Consider the following 15,677-nt stretch of genomic DNA (forward strand, 5'->3'; position numbering starts at 1 on the left):
ACGTTCTACACGTCATGAGGCTTACTCCAATTCTTTTCAATTGGGACGCGAATTCTCGCGAATTCCCCTCTTCATGCGTTGATATTCGCGTAATACGAGCAAACGTGCTCACGTATTAAAACCTGAGGTTGTATTCTGCCGTCCCCGAGTAGGCGCGCCCCTCAAACATGGGTGGCGTGTCCGGGCGTGACAAGGAGAAGCTCGGCAGAGCCGCGCAAGGGCGTAAATAAGGCCGGGTCGGCGCCGGTCATCCAGACCTGGCCGCCAAGCGCCTGAAGTTCCTGATAGAGCGCTTCACGGCGCTTCACGTCGAAATGCGCGGCGATCTCGTCGAGAAGAAGAATCGGCGCCTGTCCGGTCATAGCGCCGATCAGCTTCGCATGCGCCAGGGTCAGCCCCATCAATAGGGCTTTCTGCTCGCCCGTCGAACAGGCCCGCGCGGCCTCGTTCTTCGGGCCGTGACGCACGGCGAGATCGCTCGCCTGCGGACCAATCAACGTGCGTCCAGCGGCGGCGTCGCGGCGGCGCGACGCGGCGAGTTCGCCGCGGTACCATTCCTCCACCGCGAGCGCGGGAGCGGACGCCAGCCGCCGCTCCAGCTCGCCCTCAATCGTCACGTCCGCCCAGGGAAAGGGCGAGGCGTCGTCGCGTCCTGCGGCGATCAGCGCGACGAGCCGCGAAACAGTCTCGCGTCGCGCGGCCGCCACGGCGACGCCGAGCGCGGCGATCTCCTGCTCGGCGGCGTCGAGCCAGCGCCGGTCGGCGACGCCTTCTTCGAGAAGCCGATTTCGATTGCGCAGCGCCCGCTCCAGCCTATTGGCGCGCGCGCCGTGCTCGGCGTCGACGCCGAGCGCCAGCCGATCGAGAAAGCGCCGCCTTTCGCCCGCCGCGCCAGAAAATAGCCCATCCATAGCCGGCGTGAGCCAGAGCGCCCGCACATGATCGGCGAAAGCCCGCGCAGAACTCGCCGGGATGCGATCAACGCGAAAAAGCCGCTCGCCCGACGGCGTCAGACCATGGCCGAGCTGCGTCGTCACGCCGTCGGTCTCAACTTCGATCGAGACGGCGAAGCCGCCGGCCCCGCCGCGTCTCGCGCATTCGGCGAGTTCCGCGCGGCGCAGGCCGCGGCCGGGCGAAAACAATGACAGCGCTTCGAGCAGATTGGTCTTGCCCGCGCCATTCTCACCGAAGAGCGCAATGATCGCCGACTCAAAACGGCAATCGAGCGCCGCATAGGAACGAAAGTCGCTGAGCGTCAGCCGTCGCACGCGCGGCGCGCTCTTCGGCGTGAGGGTCATTATGACGCCGTCGCCTCAAAGCGATGCGACGCCTCCGCGTGCGCGATCATGGCGCGCGCGAAACGCGGCGTCCCGGCGAGAGGATGGCGTAGCTGTGGGGTCCGGTGTAGGAGGTCATGACGGCTTCGATCAAGGGTTCGTCCGACCCTTCCGATGTAGACCAGTCGACAGTGAAACTGGCGCCGGTGCCGCCGCGAACGTCGTCTTGCGCGATGATGACCTGCAATGAGGCGTAAGGCTTCAGATAGATGGGCTCATTCAGATAGCTTTCGATCAACTGACCCGAGCCGCTGCGGTATTCGATCTTTTCGATCGCGAGTACATTCGTCGCCGAGGCGTTGTGTATTGACAGTGCGCCGGAGAAGTTGAGCCGCGTCACGCCGCCTTGCCCGATGAGCGTCGAATGCAGCGGAATCAGCGTGCGCCCGCGAAGGGCGAGTTTCTCCGCCGGAGCAGATGTCGTGGCGTCGGGGCTGACGATGACGGGCTGAGCCGACGGCAGCGGCGACCGCGCCGCGCACTCCGTGACGAAGGCGCTCACGACCAGAGCGAGCGCAAGAGCACGCGTGGCAAGAACACGCGGGGCAAGAACACGCGGGGCAAGACTAAGCGGGGCAAGACTAAGCGGATTGCGCACACCTTTTCCTTTCGACTAGACATATGCGGCGCCAGCGCACACTAGCATCGCGCTGCGAAAGGTCTAAACGAATGTCGTTCGCCACCCACGAAATTCGAGAGGCGGTAGTTTTTCTTGGCGCAGCAGGCCTCATAGTTCCAATAATAAATCGGATGAGAGTCAGTCCAGCGCTTGGCTTTCTCGCTGTTGGGTTGATTGTCGGACCGTTCGGGCTTGGTCGACTTGCCGAGACGATTCCCTGGGTCGAATTGTTCGTGATCGAAGACAAGCGCGCGGTCAGATTTGCGGCCGAGTTTGGGGTGATCTTTCTTCTGTTTATGATCGGGCTCGAATTGTCGCTCGAGCGTTTGCGCGCGATGTGGCGGATCGCCTTTCTGGTCGGCGGCGCGCAGGTGCTTCTCTCTGCGGCCGGGATAGCCGCCATAGCTTTCTATTCCGGCTACTTGCTGGATGTTGCGATCGTTCTAGGCAGCGCCTTCGCGATGTCGTCGACCGCCATCATTATGCATCTCCTTACCGAGGCGGGGCGACTGGGCGCTCCGGCCGGTCAAACCAGCTTCGGCGTCCTGCTCTTTCAGGATCTCGCTGTTGTGCCGATCCTGTTCATGGTGAGCGCTTTCGGTCTAGACGCGAACGCCGTCGGGCCGGCGATCGCTCTCGCGCTAGGCAAAGCAATTCTGGTGATCATCGTAATACTGGGCGTTGGTCGACTTATCGCGCGGCCGCTCTTCGGGATCGTCGCCGGCGCAAGGAGCCGCGAACTGTTCCTCGCCACAGTTCTTCTCACGATCATCGGCGCGGCGGCGTCTGCCGACGCCGCCGATTTTTCTCCGGCGCTCGGCGCCTTTCTTGCCGGCCTGCTGCTTGCGGATACGGAGTACCGCCCCAGGATCGCGGTTGACATAGAGCCTTTCAAAGGCCTGCTGCTCGGCGTCTTCTTTGTCGCTGTCGGCCTCAGTATAGAATTCGCCGAACTCATCGCGGACTGGGACAAAATTTTGGCATGGGCCTTTGGCGTGATGGCGCTGAAAGCCGTATGCGTCTACGCGCTGGTGCGGCTGGCGGGGCAGGCGCCGTGCGTAGCGTTCGAGACGGCGGCGCTGCTCGCGCCGATCGGAGAATTCAGTTTCGTGGTGAGCGAACTGTCTCTGTCCCTTGGCGTCATTTACGAAGACACTGCTCAATTCGCTCTGATCGTCGCCAGTCTCACGATGGCGATGGCGCCGTTGATGGCGTTGAGTGCGCGCTGGCTGGTGTCACGCTTCGCCGCGCGCGGCGAGCCGGAGACATTTGCTCTCTTCCCGGATCAGATTTCGGATCATGTCATAGTGGTCGGTTACGGTCGTGTCGGGAGGGAAATTGGCGCACTGCTCGATAATCAGGAAATCGCCCATGTCGCAATCGACCTTGACGCCCGCCGCGTTGCCGGCTTGCGCGCGCAGGGCTTTTCGATCTATCACGGCGACGCGCGGCAATATGAGATTCTATCGCGTCTTGGAGTGGAGCAGGCGGCCGCCCTCGTCGTCACCATGGACGACGCGAAGACAACGCTCCAGACGGTTAAAGCGGCGCACCGCGATTGGCCCGATCTGCCGATTTTCGCCCGCGTGCGCGACGAGGCCCATGCGAATGCGCTGCTCAAGGCTGGCGCGAAATCCGTTATCCTGGAAGCCCGCGAAGCCGCGCTTCAACTGGGAGAGACCGTGCTTGTCGGCGTGGGTCTGCCGGAAAGCGTCGCTCGCGACCTTGTCGCGGAGCGACGGTTGATCACACAAGCATCCTCCGCGAGTGGAAAAGCTCTCCCGATCGGATGAGCGAAGTCGTTTGGCCTTACGCATAAAATCTGTATTCTCCGCCTGCGGCGATCGGAGTTTATTCAGTGGCGGGCGTGGGTTGTGCGCGGAGCCTGGAGGCTAAGCGCGTCTTGCTGATCGTCGGCGGGGGGATCGCCGCCTATAAGTCGCTTGATCTCGTGCGGCGGCTACGCGCGCGCGGAGCGCTGGTGCGCGTCGTCATGACGGCGGCGGCCAAGGAGTTCGTGACGCCGCTCGCCTTCGTCAGCCTGGCGAACGAAAAAGTCTACGACGATCTCTTCTCCGCAACCGACGAGCAAGAGATGGGACATATCCAGCTGTCGCGGGACGCCGACCTTCTTGTCGTCGCGCCCGCGACGGCGCATATTCTCGCGCGCGCGGCGCGCGGCCTCTGCGACGATCTTGCGACCACTCTGCTGCTGGCGACCGACAAGCGCGTGCTTTATGCGCCGGCGATGAACGTGCGTATGTGGCTTCATCCCGCCACGCAGCGCAACGTCTCGACGCTGCACGGCGACGGCGCCTGGTTCGTCGGCCCAAACGTCGGCGACATGGCTTGCGGGGAATACGGACCTGGGCGCATGAGCGAGCCGCTGGAGATCGTCCAAGCGATCGAGACCGCGCTGAACCAGGACACAAGGCTGCCCGCGCCCGAAGGACTATCGTCGCGCGGCGGCGCGCTCGACGGGCTGCATGTCGTCGTGACCTCCGGCCCAACGCATGAGCCGATTGATCCGGTCCGCTACATCGCCAATCGCTCGTCAGGACGGCAGGGGCACTCCATCGCGGCGGCGGCGGCGCGCGCAGGGGCGCGCGTGACGTTGATCACAGGGCCGGTCGCCCTCTCAGACCCCCCCGGCTGCGAGACCATACATATAGAGAGCGCGCGAGACATGCTGGAGGCCGCGAACGCCGCGCTTCCGGCGGATATATTCGTCGCCGCAGCGGCTGTCGCCGATTGGCGCGCGGAGCCGGCGATCGACAAAATCAAGAAAGGCGATCGGGGAGCGCCGAGTCTCTCGCTTGTTGAAAATCCCGATATTCTTGCGAGCGTCTCACGCGGACCGAACCGTCCTCGCTTGGTCGTCGGCTTTGCGGCGGAAACGCGCGACCTTATCCGCCACGCGCAGGAAAAGCTCGCCCGCAAGGGATGTGATCTCATCATCGCCAACGACGTCAGCGAGGGAACCGGCGTATTTGGCGGGGCCACGAATCAGGCCCATCTCGTCTCGCGCGGGGGCGTTGAAGATTGGCCGCGTCTTCGCAAGGAAGAGCTCGCCGAGCGGCTCGTGGCGCGCCTCGCGCAGATGATCGACGGCGAAGCGTCATGAAAGTCGCGATCCGCCGACTGCCGAACGCCGAAGGTCTGCCATTTCCGGCTTACGCCAGCGAAGGCGCAGCGGGCCTTGATCTCCACGCGGCGCTGGCGCCGGGGCAAAAGCTGGTGCTGGAGCCCGGCGCCCGCGATCTCATCCCCACAGGGCTCTCGATCGCGCTGCCTCAAGGCTATGAAGGACAGGTTCGCCCGCGATCGGGCCTTGCCGCGGAGCACGGAGTCACCGTGCTCAACGCACCGGGCACCATCGACAGCGACTATCGCGGCGAGATCAAGACGCTGCTGATCAATCTCGGGGGGCAGCCCTTTGAGATCGTCCGCGGCATGCGCATCGCGCAGCTCGTGATCGCGCCGGTCACGCATGTGACGCTGGAGGAGGTCGATGATCTCGACGCGACGACGCGCGGCGCCGGCGGCTTCGGGTCGACGGGTCTCACCGGAGAAGGCGCGTGATGAAGCTTCTGCCGCGCGCCGCTCGCTTCGCGCTCATGGCGACGCTCGACGTGGCGCTTCATGCGCGGGGACGTCCTGTGTCCTCCAAGCAGCTCGCCGCGCGTCACGATCTCCCGCCGAGACGATTGGAGACGATCCTGCAGGCCTTGGTGAGGGCGGGGATTCTCAAAAGCGTCAGAGGGCCAGCGGGGGGCTATGCGCTGGCGCGCGAGAGGCGTCGTCTTTCAGTCGGCGAGATCGTTCGCGTCGCCTTGCGCGCCGAAGAGGAGGCGCCGGACGTAGCGCCGCCGCTGCTCTCGGCGGTGCTGGAGCCAATCATCGCTGAAGCGGAAGAGAGCGCGCTCCGCCAATTAGACGACGTGACGCTCGACGATCTGCACGCCCGCGCCGTCACGCTTGGTTTTGGAGAAAGGCCGGACGCGAGCGGCGATTTTGAGATATGAAGCGCGCGAGCCGGCGAAGTTGTTGGAGGAGGCGCGCATGACTTATGACACGATCGCAGTCGAGACGCAGGGCCGAGTCGGACTGATCCGTCTCAACCGGCCTGAAGCGCTCAACGCGCTGAACGCGCAGCTCATCGCCGAGCTCGACGACGCGCTCGCAGCGTTTGAATCCAACGACGGCGTCGGCTGCGTCGTTCTCACGGGCTCCGAGAAGGCCTTCGCCGCTGGCGCGGACATCAAAGAGATGCGCGACAAGGGCTTCGTCGACGCCTTTCTTGACGATTTCATCGGCCGGTGGGACGTCGTGGCGCGGGCCCGCAAGCCCATCATCGCCGCCGTCTCCGGCTTCGCGCTGGGCGGCGGCTGCGAAATTGCGATGATGTGCGACTTCATTCTGGCGGCGGACACGGCGGTATTCGGCCAGCCGGAAATCAAGCTCGGCGTGATCCCCGGCGCCGGCGGCACGCAGCGGCTGACCCGCGCCGTCGGCAAGGCAAAGGCGATGGATCTCATACTGACAGGTCGGATGATGGGCGCCGAAGAGGCAGAGCGCGCCGGCCTCGTCGCGCGGATTATCCCGGCCGCCGATCTTCTAACTGAGGCGATGAAGACGGCGGCGACGATCGCGTCGATGTCGCTTCCTGCTGTGCTCATGGCCAAGGCGGCGGTCAATCGCGCTTTTGAATCGACGCTCGCGGAGGGAATTCGCCACGAGCGAGGGCTTTTCTATTCGCTTTTCGCCACGAGCGATCAAAAGGAAGGCATGAACGCCTTCGTGGAAAAGCGGAAGCCGGCCTTCGCCAATCGATAGGGCCGCCATTGACGAAAGGCGGCCGCCGCGCTTATAAACCACGCCACTTGGCCGCGATTTCGCGGCCGCTTGGTTTTTGGGCGGCGCATCGCCGTCACTTTCAAGGACACGCAAAGCATGGCCAATACGAGTTCGGCCAAGAAGGCCGTTCGCAAGATCGCCCGCCGCACGTCGGTCAATCGGGCGCGTCGCAGCCGCATGCGCACTTTTGTGCGCAAGGTCGAGGAGGCGATCGCCTCGGGCGACGCCTCGGTGGCGGCGGACGCCCTGCAAAATGCCGTGCCGATCGTGATGCGCGCCGCGCAGCGCGGCGTCATTCATAAGAATACGGCCTCGCGAAAGGTTTCGCGACTGACCGCGCGCGTGAAGGCGCTTGCCGCACAGGCATAGAGAAATTCGCTGCGCATAGCGTGGACGCAACATTCTGGAGCCCGGCGAGAGCCGGGCTTTTTATTGCGCGGGACGGCGACGGCAATTCGTCGCATGAAACGGAGATGACACGGTCAGGAATTTTTTTTGCAGCAATAATTCGTGATCATTCAAAATTCTCCCGATTCAATCTCTTGCAATCAAGCTGTCACGAACGGGAAAAAGTTGCGGCACTTGACACTACTCTCGGCGCTTGTCCGGCGCGCCGCCAGCGCGCGGCGGTCTCCCCGACGCGCATGTCACCCATGGTTTTTTAAGGGCGGCAAATCATCGGCTTATCGCCGAAGATGAAGAAACTTCACGGCGCCACGCGACAAAAGCCCAATCATTATGACAGATTTAATCGCGAGCGTCGTTGCGCGTGATGGCGCTGACGTGTAGCTTCGAAGGGTCGAACGAAAGTCGGTCGGCGTCGGTTTTTCATGGGCGCGCAATATTGAGGGGAACGGCCTGCGTTCCCTGGCGCGGATGGGCCCACAGAGCAAGACGCATTGCCGCCTTCCAGCCGTTCGGCTTGAAAACTCAAGTGATAGTTCGCAAGGGCGTAGAGTAAAGTCCGTTTCCTGCGACGCGCATCAATCCGGGATTCTCGCTGATCCCGGACGAGGGGAGGCTTTGCCATGGCGAAGGGGCGGTTGGCCGAGACAGTCGAGGGAGCGCGCAGCGTCAACGATCGCATCAGTGTGCGGTCGTTCGCGGCGCCGTGCGGCGTCTGTTTCACGCAGGAGGCCAACGCCGGCAGATGCGCGCGGCTCGCGATTGGGCCGCCTTCAAGAGTGTAATTTAGCGCCGTTCGCGGCGGCAATTGCTCGCTCCAACCAGGTTCCTTTCGATCAGCGCCAGCGGCGAGTTTCGCCGGGGGCTCCCTTTCTGGCGCTCGTTTCGGAAAAAAGGTCTGATATGTCCGATCATAGAGAACAATTGGCAGACGACGGAGTAACCGCTGAAGATCGCTCGAAATGGGACCGAGTCCGACACAGACTGAGGAGCGATCTCGGCGATGCGGTTTACAATTCCTGGTTCACGCGATTGGAGCTCGAGCGCATCGACGGCGGCGCGGTGCATCTGACGGTGCCCACCAAATTTTTGAAAAGCTGGGTGCAGTCGCACTATGCGCCGCGCATCAAGGCGCGCGTCGCGAGCGAATTCTCGAAGGTAGAGCGAGTCGTCATCGACGTACGTTCGCCGATGCGCAAAGCGCGCTCGCGTGAAGACGGCTTAGATCAGATCGAGTCCAGCGCGCCGCACTGCGTCGCGCGCGCCGTCGCCTCATTCGCGCCTGCTCTCGAAGCGGCCAGCGAAGGCAATGCGCGCCGCGCCGCTCGCCCGATGACCTTGCGTCACGACGCCGACGCATTTGTCGGCTCGCCGCTCGATCGTCGGCTGTCCTTCTCGACCTTTCTCGTCGGGCCGTCGAACCAGCTCGCCTATGCGGCCGCCTGCCGCGTCGCGGAGGCGCGCGCCGGCGATCTTCCGATGTTCAATCCGCTCTATGCCCATGCGGCGGTCGGGCTCGGCAAGACGCATCTCCTGCAGGCGCTCGCGCATGCGTCGAATGACAACCGCCGCCATACGATTTATCTGACGGCGGAACGCTTTATGAGCGGCTTCGTCTCGTCGCTGACCACGCATACGTCGTTGGCGTTCAAGGAGAAGCTGCGCGGCATCGACGTGCTGATCATCGACGATGTCCAGTTTCTCCAAGGCAAATCAATTCAGCAGGAGTTCTGCCACACGCTGAACGCGCTGATTGACGCCGGCCGTCAGGTCGTCGTCGCCGCCGACCGGCCGCCGTCGGAGCTCGACACGCTCGACGAGCGCGTGCTGTCGCGATTCAAGGGCGGGCTGTGCGTGGACATCGGCCCGCTGGACGAGTCCTTGCGCATCAAGATCCTCGCCGCGCGCATTGCATCGGCGAAGGAGTCGCAATCCAGTTTCCACGTGCCGCCGGAGGTCATCTCCTACGTGGCGCGGACGATCGCGACCAACGGCCGTGATCTTGAGGGCGCCGTCAATCGGCTCCTTGCCCACGCGACGCTGACGGGCGCGCCGCTGACCGTCGAGACCGCGGAATCGGCCATTCGCGATCTCGTGCGCACACAGGATCCCAAACGCGTCAAGATCGACGACATCCAGAAGCTCGTGGCGAGCCACTACAATATTTCACGCTCGGACATTCTGTCCTCCCGGCGCACCGCCAATGTGGTGCGGCCTCGACAGATCGCCATGTATCTGTCGAAGGTGCTGACGCTGCGCTCGCTGCCGGAGATTGGCCGCAGATTTGGCGGCCGCGATCACACCACCGTGCTGCACGCGGTGCGGAAAATCGAGGAGCTCGCCGCCAAGGACAAAGGGCTCGCCGAAGTCATCGAACTTCTGAAGCGCATCTTGAGCGAGCAGTAGACTGCGGCGCTCGGCTGCTGGGTTCACGCGTAATGCGGCGACGGACGTGCAATCGCCGCGCCAGCCCGTCTCATCGTCCGGTCTTCACCGTCGTCCACATTCTGGTGATCAGTTTCTGAACTGTCTGATCGGGCGCCGCGACCGTAAACAGGCGTCGCATCGTGAGGTCGTTTGGATAGACCGACGGATCATTCGCGACCGCCTTGTCAATCAGCGGTCGTGACGGCGCGACGCCATTGGCGAAATTGGTGGCGATCGAATTGCGCGCGGCGATGTCCGGTCGAAGCAGATAGTCGATGAAGAGATAGGCTTCGTCGAGATGGCGCGCATCCTTAGGAATCGCGAGATTGTCCAGGGACAGGAGCGAACCCTCGGTCGGTATCACGTAAGCGATATCGACGTCGGTTCCGGCTTCGCGGGCGCGATTGCGCGCTTGCAGACTGTCGCCCGACCAACCGATGGCGACGCAAATGTCGCCGTTCGCCAGCGCATTGATATATTCAGAGGAATGAAATTTCTTCACATAGCGGCGCAGACTTCCTAAGAGGCTGGCGGCGCGCGAAAGATCCTTCGGATTTTTAGAATTGGGATCGAGCTTCAGGTAGTTGAGCGCGATCGCGAACATGTCCTCCGGACTGTCGAGCATGTAGACGCCGCAGTCGGCGAGCTTCTTTAAATTTTCCGGCCGCAGGACCTGATCCCAGCTGGTGATCGGCTTGCCAAGCCGCTCCTGCACCTTCGCGACATCGTAAGCGACGCCCGTCGTGTACCACATGTAGTTGATGGCGTAGCGGTTGCCCGGATCGAAACGTGAAAGTCGAGAATCGATCTCGGGCCAGACATTGCGCGCGTTGACAAGTTTGCTTCTGTGGATCGGCTGCAGCACGCCCGCAGCGATCTGGCGCTGGAGGAACGTCGCCGACGGCACGACGACGTCGTAGCCGGTGTCGCCGGCGAGAAGCCGCGCCTCGAGCATCTCGTTCGAGTCATAGGTGTCATAAATGACTTTGATTCCGGTCTCTCGGGTGAAGTCCTCGAGAACGCTTGGATCGATGTAATCGCTCCAATTGAAAATGTTGACGACGCGCTCAGCGCCCAGGACGGGCGATGTCGCTGCGACGAGCGTGAGGAGGCATGCGAGAAGAAGCCGTTTCATGCGACAAGCCGTGTAGCGGATCAATGGGGCGAACCTATCATGGTTGCGCGCGCTTTGGCGACGCGCCATGCTGGCTAGAGCGGGCGATACGCCAGCGGAGACACTATGACCGCGATCCTCGTAGAAGGCGCGACGGCGTTCGAAAGCCGCGCCGACGTGACCAAATGCGTGGCCCGCGGCGCCCGCCGCTACCTGAGGGCCTGTGGATTTTCGGTCGTTTGCGAGGCTCCCCTGCCAAACGGCCGACGCGCCGATCTCATCGCGCTCGCTTCCGACGGCGTCCTGCGCATCGTCGAGGTCAAGTCGAGCTACGCCGATTTTCGCACGGATCTTAAATGGCCGCAGTATCGCGGCTTTTGCGATCGGTTCTATTTCGCGATTCCCGCATCGCTCGATCCGGCGATATTTCCGGACGATGCCGGCTTGATTGTCGCGGACGCGCACGGGGCCCTGCTGACGCGCGAGGCGCCGGCGTTCCCCCTCGCGCCGGCCCGTCGACGTTCGATGCTGCTACGTTTCGCGGCGATGGCGGCGGACCGCTACTGCCTGCTGGCCTTCGGCGACGAACAGGCGAACTAAAGCCGTCAGCGGGGCGCACGCTTGGCGAGAATGCGTTGCAGCGTGCGGCGGTGCATGTTGAGCCGCCGCGCCGTCTCCGAGACATTGCGGTCGCACGACTCGAAAACCCTCTGGATATGCTCCCAGCGCACACGGTCGGCGGACATGGGATTTTCTTGAGCGTCGGGTTTGTCGACCTGCGTCGCCATCAGCGCGTGATAGATTTCGTCAGCGTCGGCGGGCTTCGCCAGATAGTCGAAGGCGCCGAGCTTAACCGCGGTCACCGCGGTCGCGATGTTGCCATAGCCGGTCAGGATGATCCCGCGCGCGTCGGGGCGAGACGTCTTCAGCTTTGAGATGACGTCGAGGCCATTGCCGTCATCGAGCCGCATGTCGATGATGGCGAACGCTGGCGGGTTCGTCTCGAGGGCGGCAAGGCCCTCGGCGACCGTTTCGCAGGGAGTCACCAGGAAGCCCCGCGCCTCCATCGCACGCGTCAATCTGCCAAGAAACGGCTTATCGTCATCCAGGATCAGCAGCGAACGATCCTGTGGCGGCGCTGGAACTTGCTCAGGTTCCGAGACGCCTTCTCGATCGGCCTTCAATTCTTCGGTCGACATTGCGCGTTTCCAACCCTGATTTTTGTCAAATCTAGCTTATCGCCAGCGTCGCGTCGATTCTAATTGTCCTGCTGGGGAATTCTTGGCCTAGCCGCGGCGGGCTCGAGCGCGGCGCGCGGCCACGTGATTTTGGCGATTGCGCCGGTCTGCGGCGGAGCGGCATTCATTGTTTCGACTGTAGCGCCGGAGCGCTCCAACAGGGTTTTGGCGATGAAGAGGCCGAGACCAAGCCCTGACTCGGCATCGTTTTTCGTGCGCCTTTCGACCGGCCGACCCCGCAGATAAGGATCGCCTAGACGATCAAGAATGTCTGGAGAGTAGCCAGGCCCGTCGTCCTGGATGGCGATCGTCACGTAGCTTGAACTCCACCAAGCGTCGATCTTCACGCGTGAACGGGCGAAGTCCATCGCGTTTTCGACAAGGTTGCCGAGGCCGTAAAGAATCGCTGGATTACGCGCCAACACCGGCGGGTCGGAGGGTCCATTTTTGGAAATTTCGACCTCGACGCCGATCTCACGCTGCGGCTCAACCACTTCCTGGATCAGCGTGTCGATCGACAGCAGATTCATCACGCTGCTCTGGTCCGTTGCGCCAAGCGAGGCCAGCTTGCCCAGGATCTCCCGACAGCGCGCCGTCTCCTGCGCCAGGAGCGCGAGGTCGTCGCGCAGCGCCGGCGCATTCTCCGGCAGGGAATTTTGCAATTCTTTGATGATCAGCGTGATGGTCGCGAGCGGCGTGCCAAGTTCATGCGCGGCGGCGGCGGCGAGGCCGTCAAGTTGCGAGAGATGCTGCTCGCGCTCGAGCACCAATTCCGTCGCCGCAAGCGCGTCGGCCAGGAGCCGCGCCTCGTCCGACACTCGCGCGGCATAGATGCCGATGAACGCCGCGCTGAGCGCGAGCGCCGCCCAAACGCCGGTGCGGTAGAGGAGGGGGAACGTCAGCTTTTCGTCGGCGTACCAGGGCAAGGGATAATATTCGACCGTGAGCACCGTCGCGACCGCAATCATAACGATGCCAAGCAGCAGCGTCAGATTGCTCGGCAGCGACACCGCCGAGATGATCACCGGCGTCAAAAACAGCATCGCGAAGCTGTTCGTCAGTCCGCCGGTGAGATAGAGCAGAAATCCCAGCTGGATAATGTCGTAGCCAAGGAGCACGGCGGCCTCGACGTCGCCGAGGCGGAAACTGCGCGGCGTGCCGAAGCGCATGCCGATGTTGAGCGTCGCCGACGCCGTGATGAAGACGAAGCAGAGGCCGACGGGGAAATCGAATCCGAGAATGAAATAAACGCCGATACATGCCGCAGCCTGACCGGTGATGGCCACCCAGCGGAGCATGAGCAGCGTCTCCATGCGCAGGCGCCGGGCGTCGTAGTCATATTCCACAGATGTCATTTCAGTAATTCCATGGAGCGCTGCTTCCAGCGCGTGTCACAATCCCACGCCGCGCGACGCGCGCCAGATGCGCCACTGTCGCCGCAGCGGCGAGGGTTCGCCAAGCGGGCGAAATGGATCGTAGTCGCTTCGCGCCAGCCGCTCCAGATAAAGTGGAGCGGTGGCGCACGGGAGCAGCGCGGCGCGGGCGGGTCCGAGATCGACGGCCAGACGGCGCGCCTGCTCGTAGTGAGATTGCGCCAGTCCGTGCAATTTCTTCACGATCGGACCAAGCTCGCTGCGCCGACCTGACGGCCCGCCGTCACGCGCGAACGCCTCGTCCGGCAGGAATTTCTGCTGGTGGGGACCCTCAGGAAGAGCGCGCAAGATCCGCGTGAGGCCGAGCGCGACGCCGGCTTCATCGAAAGCGCCGGCCGACGGCGCTTGAAAATCCGCGCCGAGAATGCGCGCCGCCCAGCGAATCGGCGCCGACGCCGTAGCGCGGCAATAGTCTTCGAGCGCCGTCCAGGTCGGCATCGCATCGTCGTAGAGATCAAGGATATGCGCCTGCGCCAGTGCGACGAATTCGCTGCGGGGCAGGGAGAATCGCTCAATTGTGTCGATCAGCGCATCGGCCACGGGATTGGCGCGCACGCCTTCGCCTTGCGCGGCGTCGGCCTCCAGCGCGTCGAGCCACCACTGCAGCCGCATCTCGCCGAGCAGCGGTTGCGTGACCTTGCCGCTGACGTCCGCCGTTTCCTGGGCGAAGGCGTAGAGCGCATGGATGTGCGGGCGCGCGTCCTGGGGCGCAAAGAGGCAGGCAAGCCAGAGGTCGCGATCACGCGCGCGCAGAAGTTCCTCGCACTGGACATAATGCTCCTGCGAGGCGGCGGTCATGATGTCACACGGCGATCAGCAACGCGCCGACACGGCGATTCTCGTCGACCAGCACATTGTAGGTCCGCACGGCGGCTCCCGTCGCCATGGTTTCGCAACCAACGCCCGCCGCGCGCAGCTTCGCGCGCAAGCCGCCGGCAAGCGGCAGCAAATCCTTGCCAGTGCCGACGACGAACACGTCGAGCCCGCCGCTTTCGGAAAGCGCGCTATCGATCATCGAATCGTCGATCTCCGCAGCGCTGGTCAGAGGCACGGCGCGCACGCCCGAGGGCAGCGCGAGAATCGAGCCGCGGTGGGACATGTCGGCGAAGCGGAATCCCCCGCCGCCATAGTCTTCGATTTTGTGACGGCCGGGAACATAGCCGCCATCGCTGCTCGTCAAGCCGGCCTCGTCTTGGCGCGTTTGCCGGACGTCTTCCGAGCGGGCGCGGGCGTCGACTTCGTCGGCGTAGAGACCGGCGGCTCAGCAACGTCCTCGCGCGCGGAAACTGTCGCTTCGGCCTTGCGCTCCGTCTCGTGCTTCTGCGCCGCCTTGTCCGCGTCTTCATTGCGCAGCCCGAGATAGATCAGCATCGGCGAGCAGATGAAGATTGACGAGTAGGTCGCGACGAAAATGCCCCAAATCATCGCGACCGAGAAGGATCGGATCACCTGGCCGCCGAAGGCGACCAGCGCGAACAGGGCGAGCATCACCGTCGTTGCGGTCATGATCGTGCGCGGCAGGACGGCGTTGATCGACATGTCGACCATCTGCGCTGTCGGCAGTTTCTTGTATTTGCGCATATTCTCGCGAATTCGGTCGAGCACCACCACGGTTTCGTTCAGCGAGTAGCCGACGATGGTCAAGATCGCAGCGATCGATGTGGTGTTGAATTCGAGCTGCGTGATCGAGAAAAACCCGACGGTGAGCAGCAGATCGTGCATGGTCGCGATCACGGCGCCGATCGCGAATTGCCATTCGAAGCGGAACCAAAGATAGGTCAGCACCGCGATGATCGACAGCACGACGCCGAGCGTGCCGGACTGCACCAATTCGTTTGAGACGCGCGGGCCGACGACTTCGACGCGGCGCAAATCATAATATCCGCCGACCGCGCCACGCACGCGCTCCACCGCCGCCTGCTGGGCGACGTCGCCGCCGGGCTGCAGACCGAAGCGCAATGTGGCGTCCGCCGGATTCCCGAACGCCTGCACCTCGATGTCGCCGAGCTGAAGGCCTTCGCCAAGCGTGCGCAGCGTGCCGACTTCCGCGGCGCCGGATTTGGCCCGCAGTTCGATCACCGTGCCGCCGGCGAAGTCGATGCCGAAATTCATGCCCTTGAAGACGAAGAGAGCGACCGCGATCAGCGACAGCAAAGCCGAGAATGGATAGCTCACGCGGCGGAACCGCATGAACGGGAACTTGGTGTTCTCCGGAGCGAGGCGCAGAAGTTTCATAAATGTCGCCCC

16 protein-coding genes are annotated in these 15,677 nt (G+C 63.3%); 8 read left to right on the forward strand and 8 right to left on the reverse strand.

Annotated features, from left to right (window positions below; all coding sequences use genetic code 11):
* Nucleotides 1-161: 161 nt before the first annotated feature.
* The gene (recF, locus tag IYX23_RS02575) at nt 162-1,298 is read right to left on the reverse strand and encodes a DNA replication/repair protein RecF (protein WP_210330453.1); all 1,137 of its coding nucleotides are present in this window, start codon (nt 1,296-1,298) and stop codon (nt 162-164) included.
* Between the two features lie 46 nt (nt 1,299-1,344).
* Nucleotides 1,345-1,839, reverse strand: a complete 495-nt coding sequence (locus IYX23_RS02580; protein ID WP_348643614.1) for a DUF3124 domain-containing protein — start codon at nt 1,837-1,839, stop codon at nt 1,345-1,347.
* 167 nt (nt 1,840-2,006) lie between these two features.
* Here IYX23_RS02580 and IYX23_RS02585 point away from each other — a divergent pair, with 167 nt between their 5' ends.
* The 7 genes from IYX23_RS02585 (at nt 2,007) to dnaA (ending at nt 9,624) form a co-directional block, all read left to right on the forward strand.
* Nucleotides 2,007-3,749 (forward strand): cation:proton antiporter, encoded by a 1,743-nt coding sequence (locus IYX23_RS02585; protein ID WP_196391919.1) that lies wholly within the window; start codon nt 2,007-2,009, stop codon nt 3,747-3,749.
* A 65-nt stretch (nt 3,750-3,814) separates the two neighbouring features.
* On the forward strand, nt 3,815-5,080 hold the full coding sequence (gene coaBC, locus IYX23_RS02590) for a bifunctional phosphopantothenoylcysteine decarboxylase/phosphopantothenate--cysteine ligase CoaBC (protein ID WP_196391920.1): 1,266 nt from the start codon (nt 3,815-3,817) through the stop codon (nt 5,078-5,080).
* On the forward strand, nt 5,077-5,538 hold the full coding sequence (dut, locus tag IYX23_RS02595) for a dUTP diphosphatase (RefSeq protein WP_196391921.1): 462 nt from the start codon (nt 5,077-5,079) through the stop codon (nt 5,536-5,538). Before coaBC ends, dut begins: the two co-directional genes overlap by 4 nt.
* Nucleotides 5,538-5,981: an Rrf2 family transcriptional regulator gene (locus IYX23_RS02600; protein ID WP_196391951.1), complete on the forward strand. Its 444-nt coding sequence runs from the start codon at nt 5,538-5,540 to the stop codon at nt 5,979-5,981. Before dut ends, IYX23_RS02600 begins: the two co-directional genes overlap by 1 nt.
* Nucleotides 5,982-6,018: 37 nt before the next feature.
* On the forward strand, nt 6,019-6,792 hold the full coding sequence (locus IYX23_RS02605) for an enoyl-CoA hydratase (RefSeq protein ID WP_196391922.1): 774 nt from the start codon (nt 6,019-6,021) through the stop codon (nt 6,790-6,792).
* 117 nt (nt 6,793-6,909) lie between these two features.
* Nucleotides 6,910-7,182 carry a 30S ribosomal protein S20 gene (gene rpsT, locus IYX23_RS02610; RefSeq protein ID WP_014893140.1) on the forward strand — a complete coding sequence of 91 codons (273 nt, stop codon included), beginning with the start codon at nt 6,910-6,912 and terminating at the stop codon, nt 7,180-7,182.
* 939 nt (nt 7,183-8,121) lie between these two features.
* Entirely contained in the window at nt 8,122-9,624 is a 1,503-nt protein-coding gene (gene dnaA, locus IYX23_RS02615; RefSeq protein WP_196391923.1) for a chromosomal replication initiator protein DnaA, read from the forward strand.
* A gap of 70 nt (nt 9,625-9,694) precedes the next feature.
* Here dnaA and IYX23_RS02620 read toward each other — a convergent pair whose 3' ends face one another.
* Complete coding sequence (locus IYX23_RS02620; RefSeq protein ID WP_196391924.1) at nt 9,695-10,780, reverse strand: polyamine ABC transporter substrate-binding protein; 1,086 nt, start codon at nt 10,778-10,780, stop codon at nt 9,695-9,697.
* A gap of 105 nt (nt 10,781-10,885) precedes the next feature.
* Between IYX23_RS02620 and IYX23_RS02625 the strand changes: the two genes are divergently transcribed.
* Nucleotides 10,886-11,359: an MmcB family DNA repair protein gene (locus tag IYX23_RS02625; protein WP_196391925.1), complete on the forward strand. Its 474-nt coding sequence runs from the start codon at nt 10,886-10,888 to the stop codon at nt 11,357-11,359.
* A 5-nt stretch (nt 11,360-11,364) separates the two neighbouring features.
* On the opposite strand, the gene IYX23_RS02630 is transcribed toward IYX23_RS02625, so the two are convergent.
* The 5 genes from IYX23_RS02630 to secF are packed head-to-tail and all read right to left on the reverse strand — an operon-like array spanning nt 11,365 to nt 15,665.
* A complete protein-coding gene (locus IYX23_RS02630; RefSeq protein WP_018408100.1) occupies nt 11,365-11,958 on the reverse strand; it encodes an ActR/PrrA/RegA family redox response regulator transcription factor in 594 nt (197 codons plus the stop codon).
* Between the two features lie 59 nt (nt 11,959-12,017).
* Entirely contained in the window at nt 12,018-13,352 is a 1,335-nt protein-coding gene (locus IYX23_RS02635; protein ID WP_196391926.1) for an ActS/PrrB/RegB family redox-sensitive histidine kinase, read from the reverse strand.
* Nucleotides 13,353-13,388: 36 nt separating this feature from the next.
* Nucleotides 13,389-14,228, reverse strand: coding sequence for a squalene/phytoene synthase family protein (locus tag IYX23_RS02640; RefSeq protein WP_196391927.1), 840 nt, complete (start codon nt 14,226-14,228; stop codon nt 13,389-13,391).
* A 4-nt stretch (nt 14,229-14,232) separates the two neighbouring features.
* A complete protein-coding gene (locus IYX23_RS02645; protein WP_196391928.1) occupies nt 14,233-14,610 on the reverse strand; it encodes an Mth938-like domain-containing protein in 378 nt (125 codons plus the stop codon).
* Nucleotides 14,607-15,665 carry a protein translocase subunit SecF gene (gene secF / locus IYX23_RS02650; protein ID WP_196391929.1) on the reverse strand — a complete coding sequence of 353 codons (1,059 nt, stop codon included), beginning with the start codon at nt 15,663-15,665 and terminating at the stop codon, nt 14,607-14,609. Before secF ends, IYX23_RS02645 begins: the two co-directional genes overlap by 4 nt.
* Nucleotides 15,666-15,677: the final 12 nt, after the last annotated feature.

The organism is Methylocystis sp. L43 (assembly GCF_015709525.1).
Classification (GTDB): Bacteria; Pseudomonadota; Alphaproteobacteria; order Rhizobiales; family Beijerinckiaceae; genus Methylocystis.

What these genes read in the sequence shown, in the direction of transcription:
- recF (WP_210330453.1), bottom strand. Translation starts at nt 1,298, where the DNA reads ATGACCCTCACGCCGAAGAGCGCGCCGCGCGTGCGACGGCTGACGCTC.
- IYX23_RS02585 (WP_196391919.1), top strand. Translation starts at nt 2,007, where the DNA reads ATGTCGTTCGCCACCCACGAAATTCGAGAGGCGGTAGTTTTTCTTGGC.
- dut (WP_196391921.1), top strand. Translation starts at nt 5,077, where the DNA reads ATGAAAGTCGCGATCCGCCGACTGCCGAACGCCGAAGGTCTGCCATTT.
- IYX23_RS02600 (WP_196391951.1), top strand. Translation starts at nt 5,538, where the DNA reads ATGAAGCTTCTGCCGCGCGCCGCTCGCTTCGCGCTCATGGCGACGCTC.
- IYX23_RS02605 (WP_196391922.1), top strand. Translation starts at nt 6,019, where the DNA reads ATGACTTATGACACGATCGCAGTCGAGACGCAGGGCCGAGTCGGACTG.
- rpsT (WP_014893140.1), top strand. Translation starts at nt 6,910, where the DNA reads ATGGCCAATACGAGTTCGGCCAAGAAGGCCGTTCGCAAGATCGCCCGC.
- dnaA (WP_196391923.1), top strand. Translation starts at nt 8,122, where the DNA reads ATGTCCGATCATAGAGAACAATTGGCAGACGACGGAGTAACCGCTGAA.
- IYX23_RS02620 (WP_196391924.1), bottom strand. Translation starts at nt 10,780, where the DNA reads ATGAAACGGCTTCTTCTCGCATGCCTCCTCACGCTCGTCGCAGCGACA.
- IYX23_RS02625 (WP_196391925.1), top strand. Translation starts at nt 10,886, where the DNA reads ATGACCGCGATCCTCGTAGAAGGCGCGACGGCGTTCGAAAGCCGCGCC.
- IYX23_RS02630 (WP_018408100.1), bottom strand. Translation starts at nt 11,958, where the DNA reads ATGTCGACCGAAGAATTGAAGGCCGATCGAGAAGGCGTCTCGGAACCT.
- IYX23_RS02635 (WP_196391926.1), bottom strand. Translation starts at nt 13,352, where the DNA reads ATGACATCTGTGGAATATGACTACGACGCCCGGCGCCTGCGCATGGAG.
- IYX23_RS02640 (WP_196391927.1), bottom strand. Translation starts at nt 14,228, where the DNA reads ATGACCGCCGCCTCGCAGGAGCATTATGTCCAGTGCGAGGAACTTCTG.
- secF (WP_196391929.1), bottom strand. Translation starts at nt 15,665, where the DNA reads ATGAAACTTCTGCGCCTCGCTCCGGAGAACACCAAGTTCCCGTTCATG.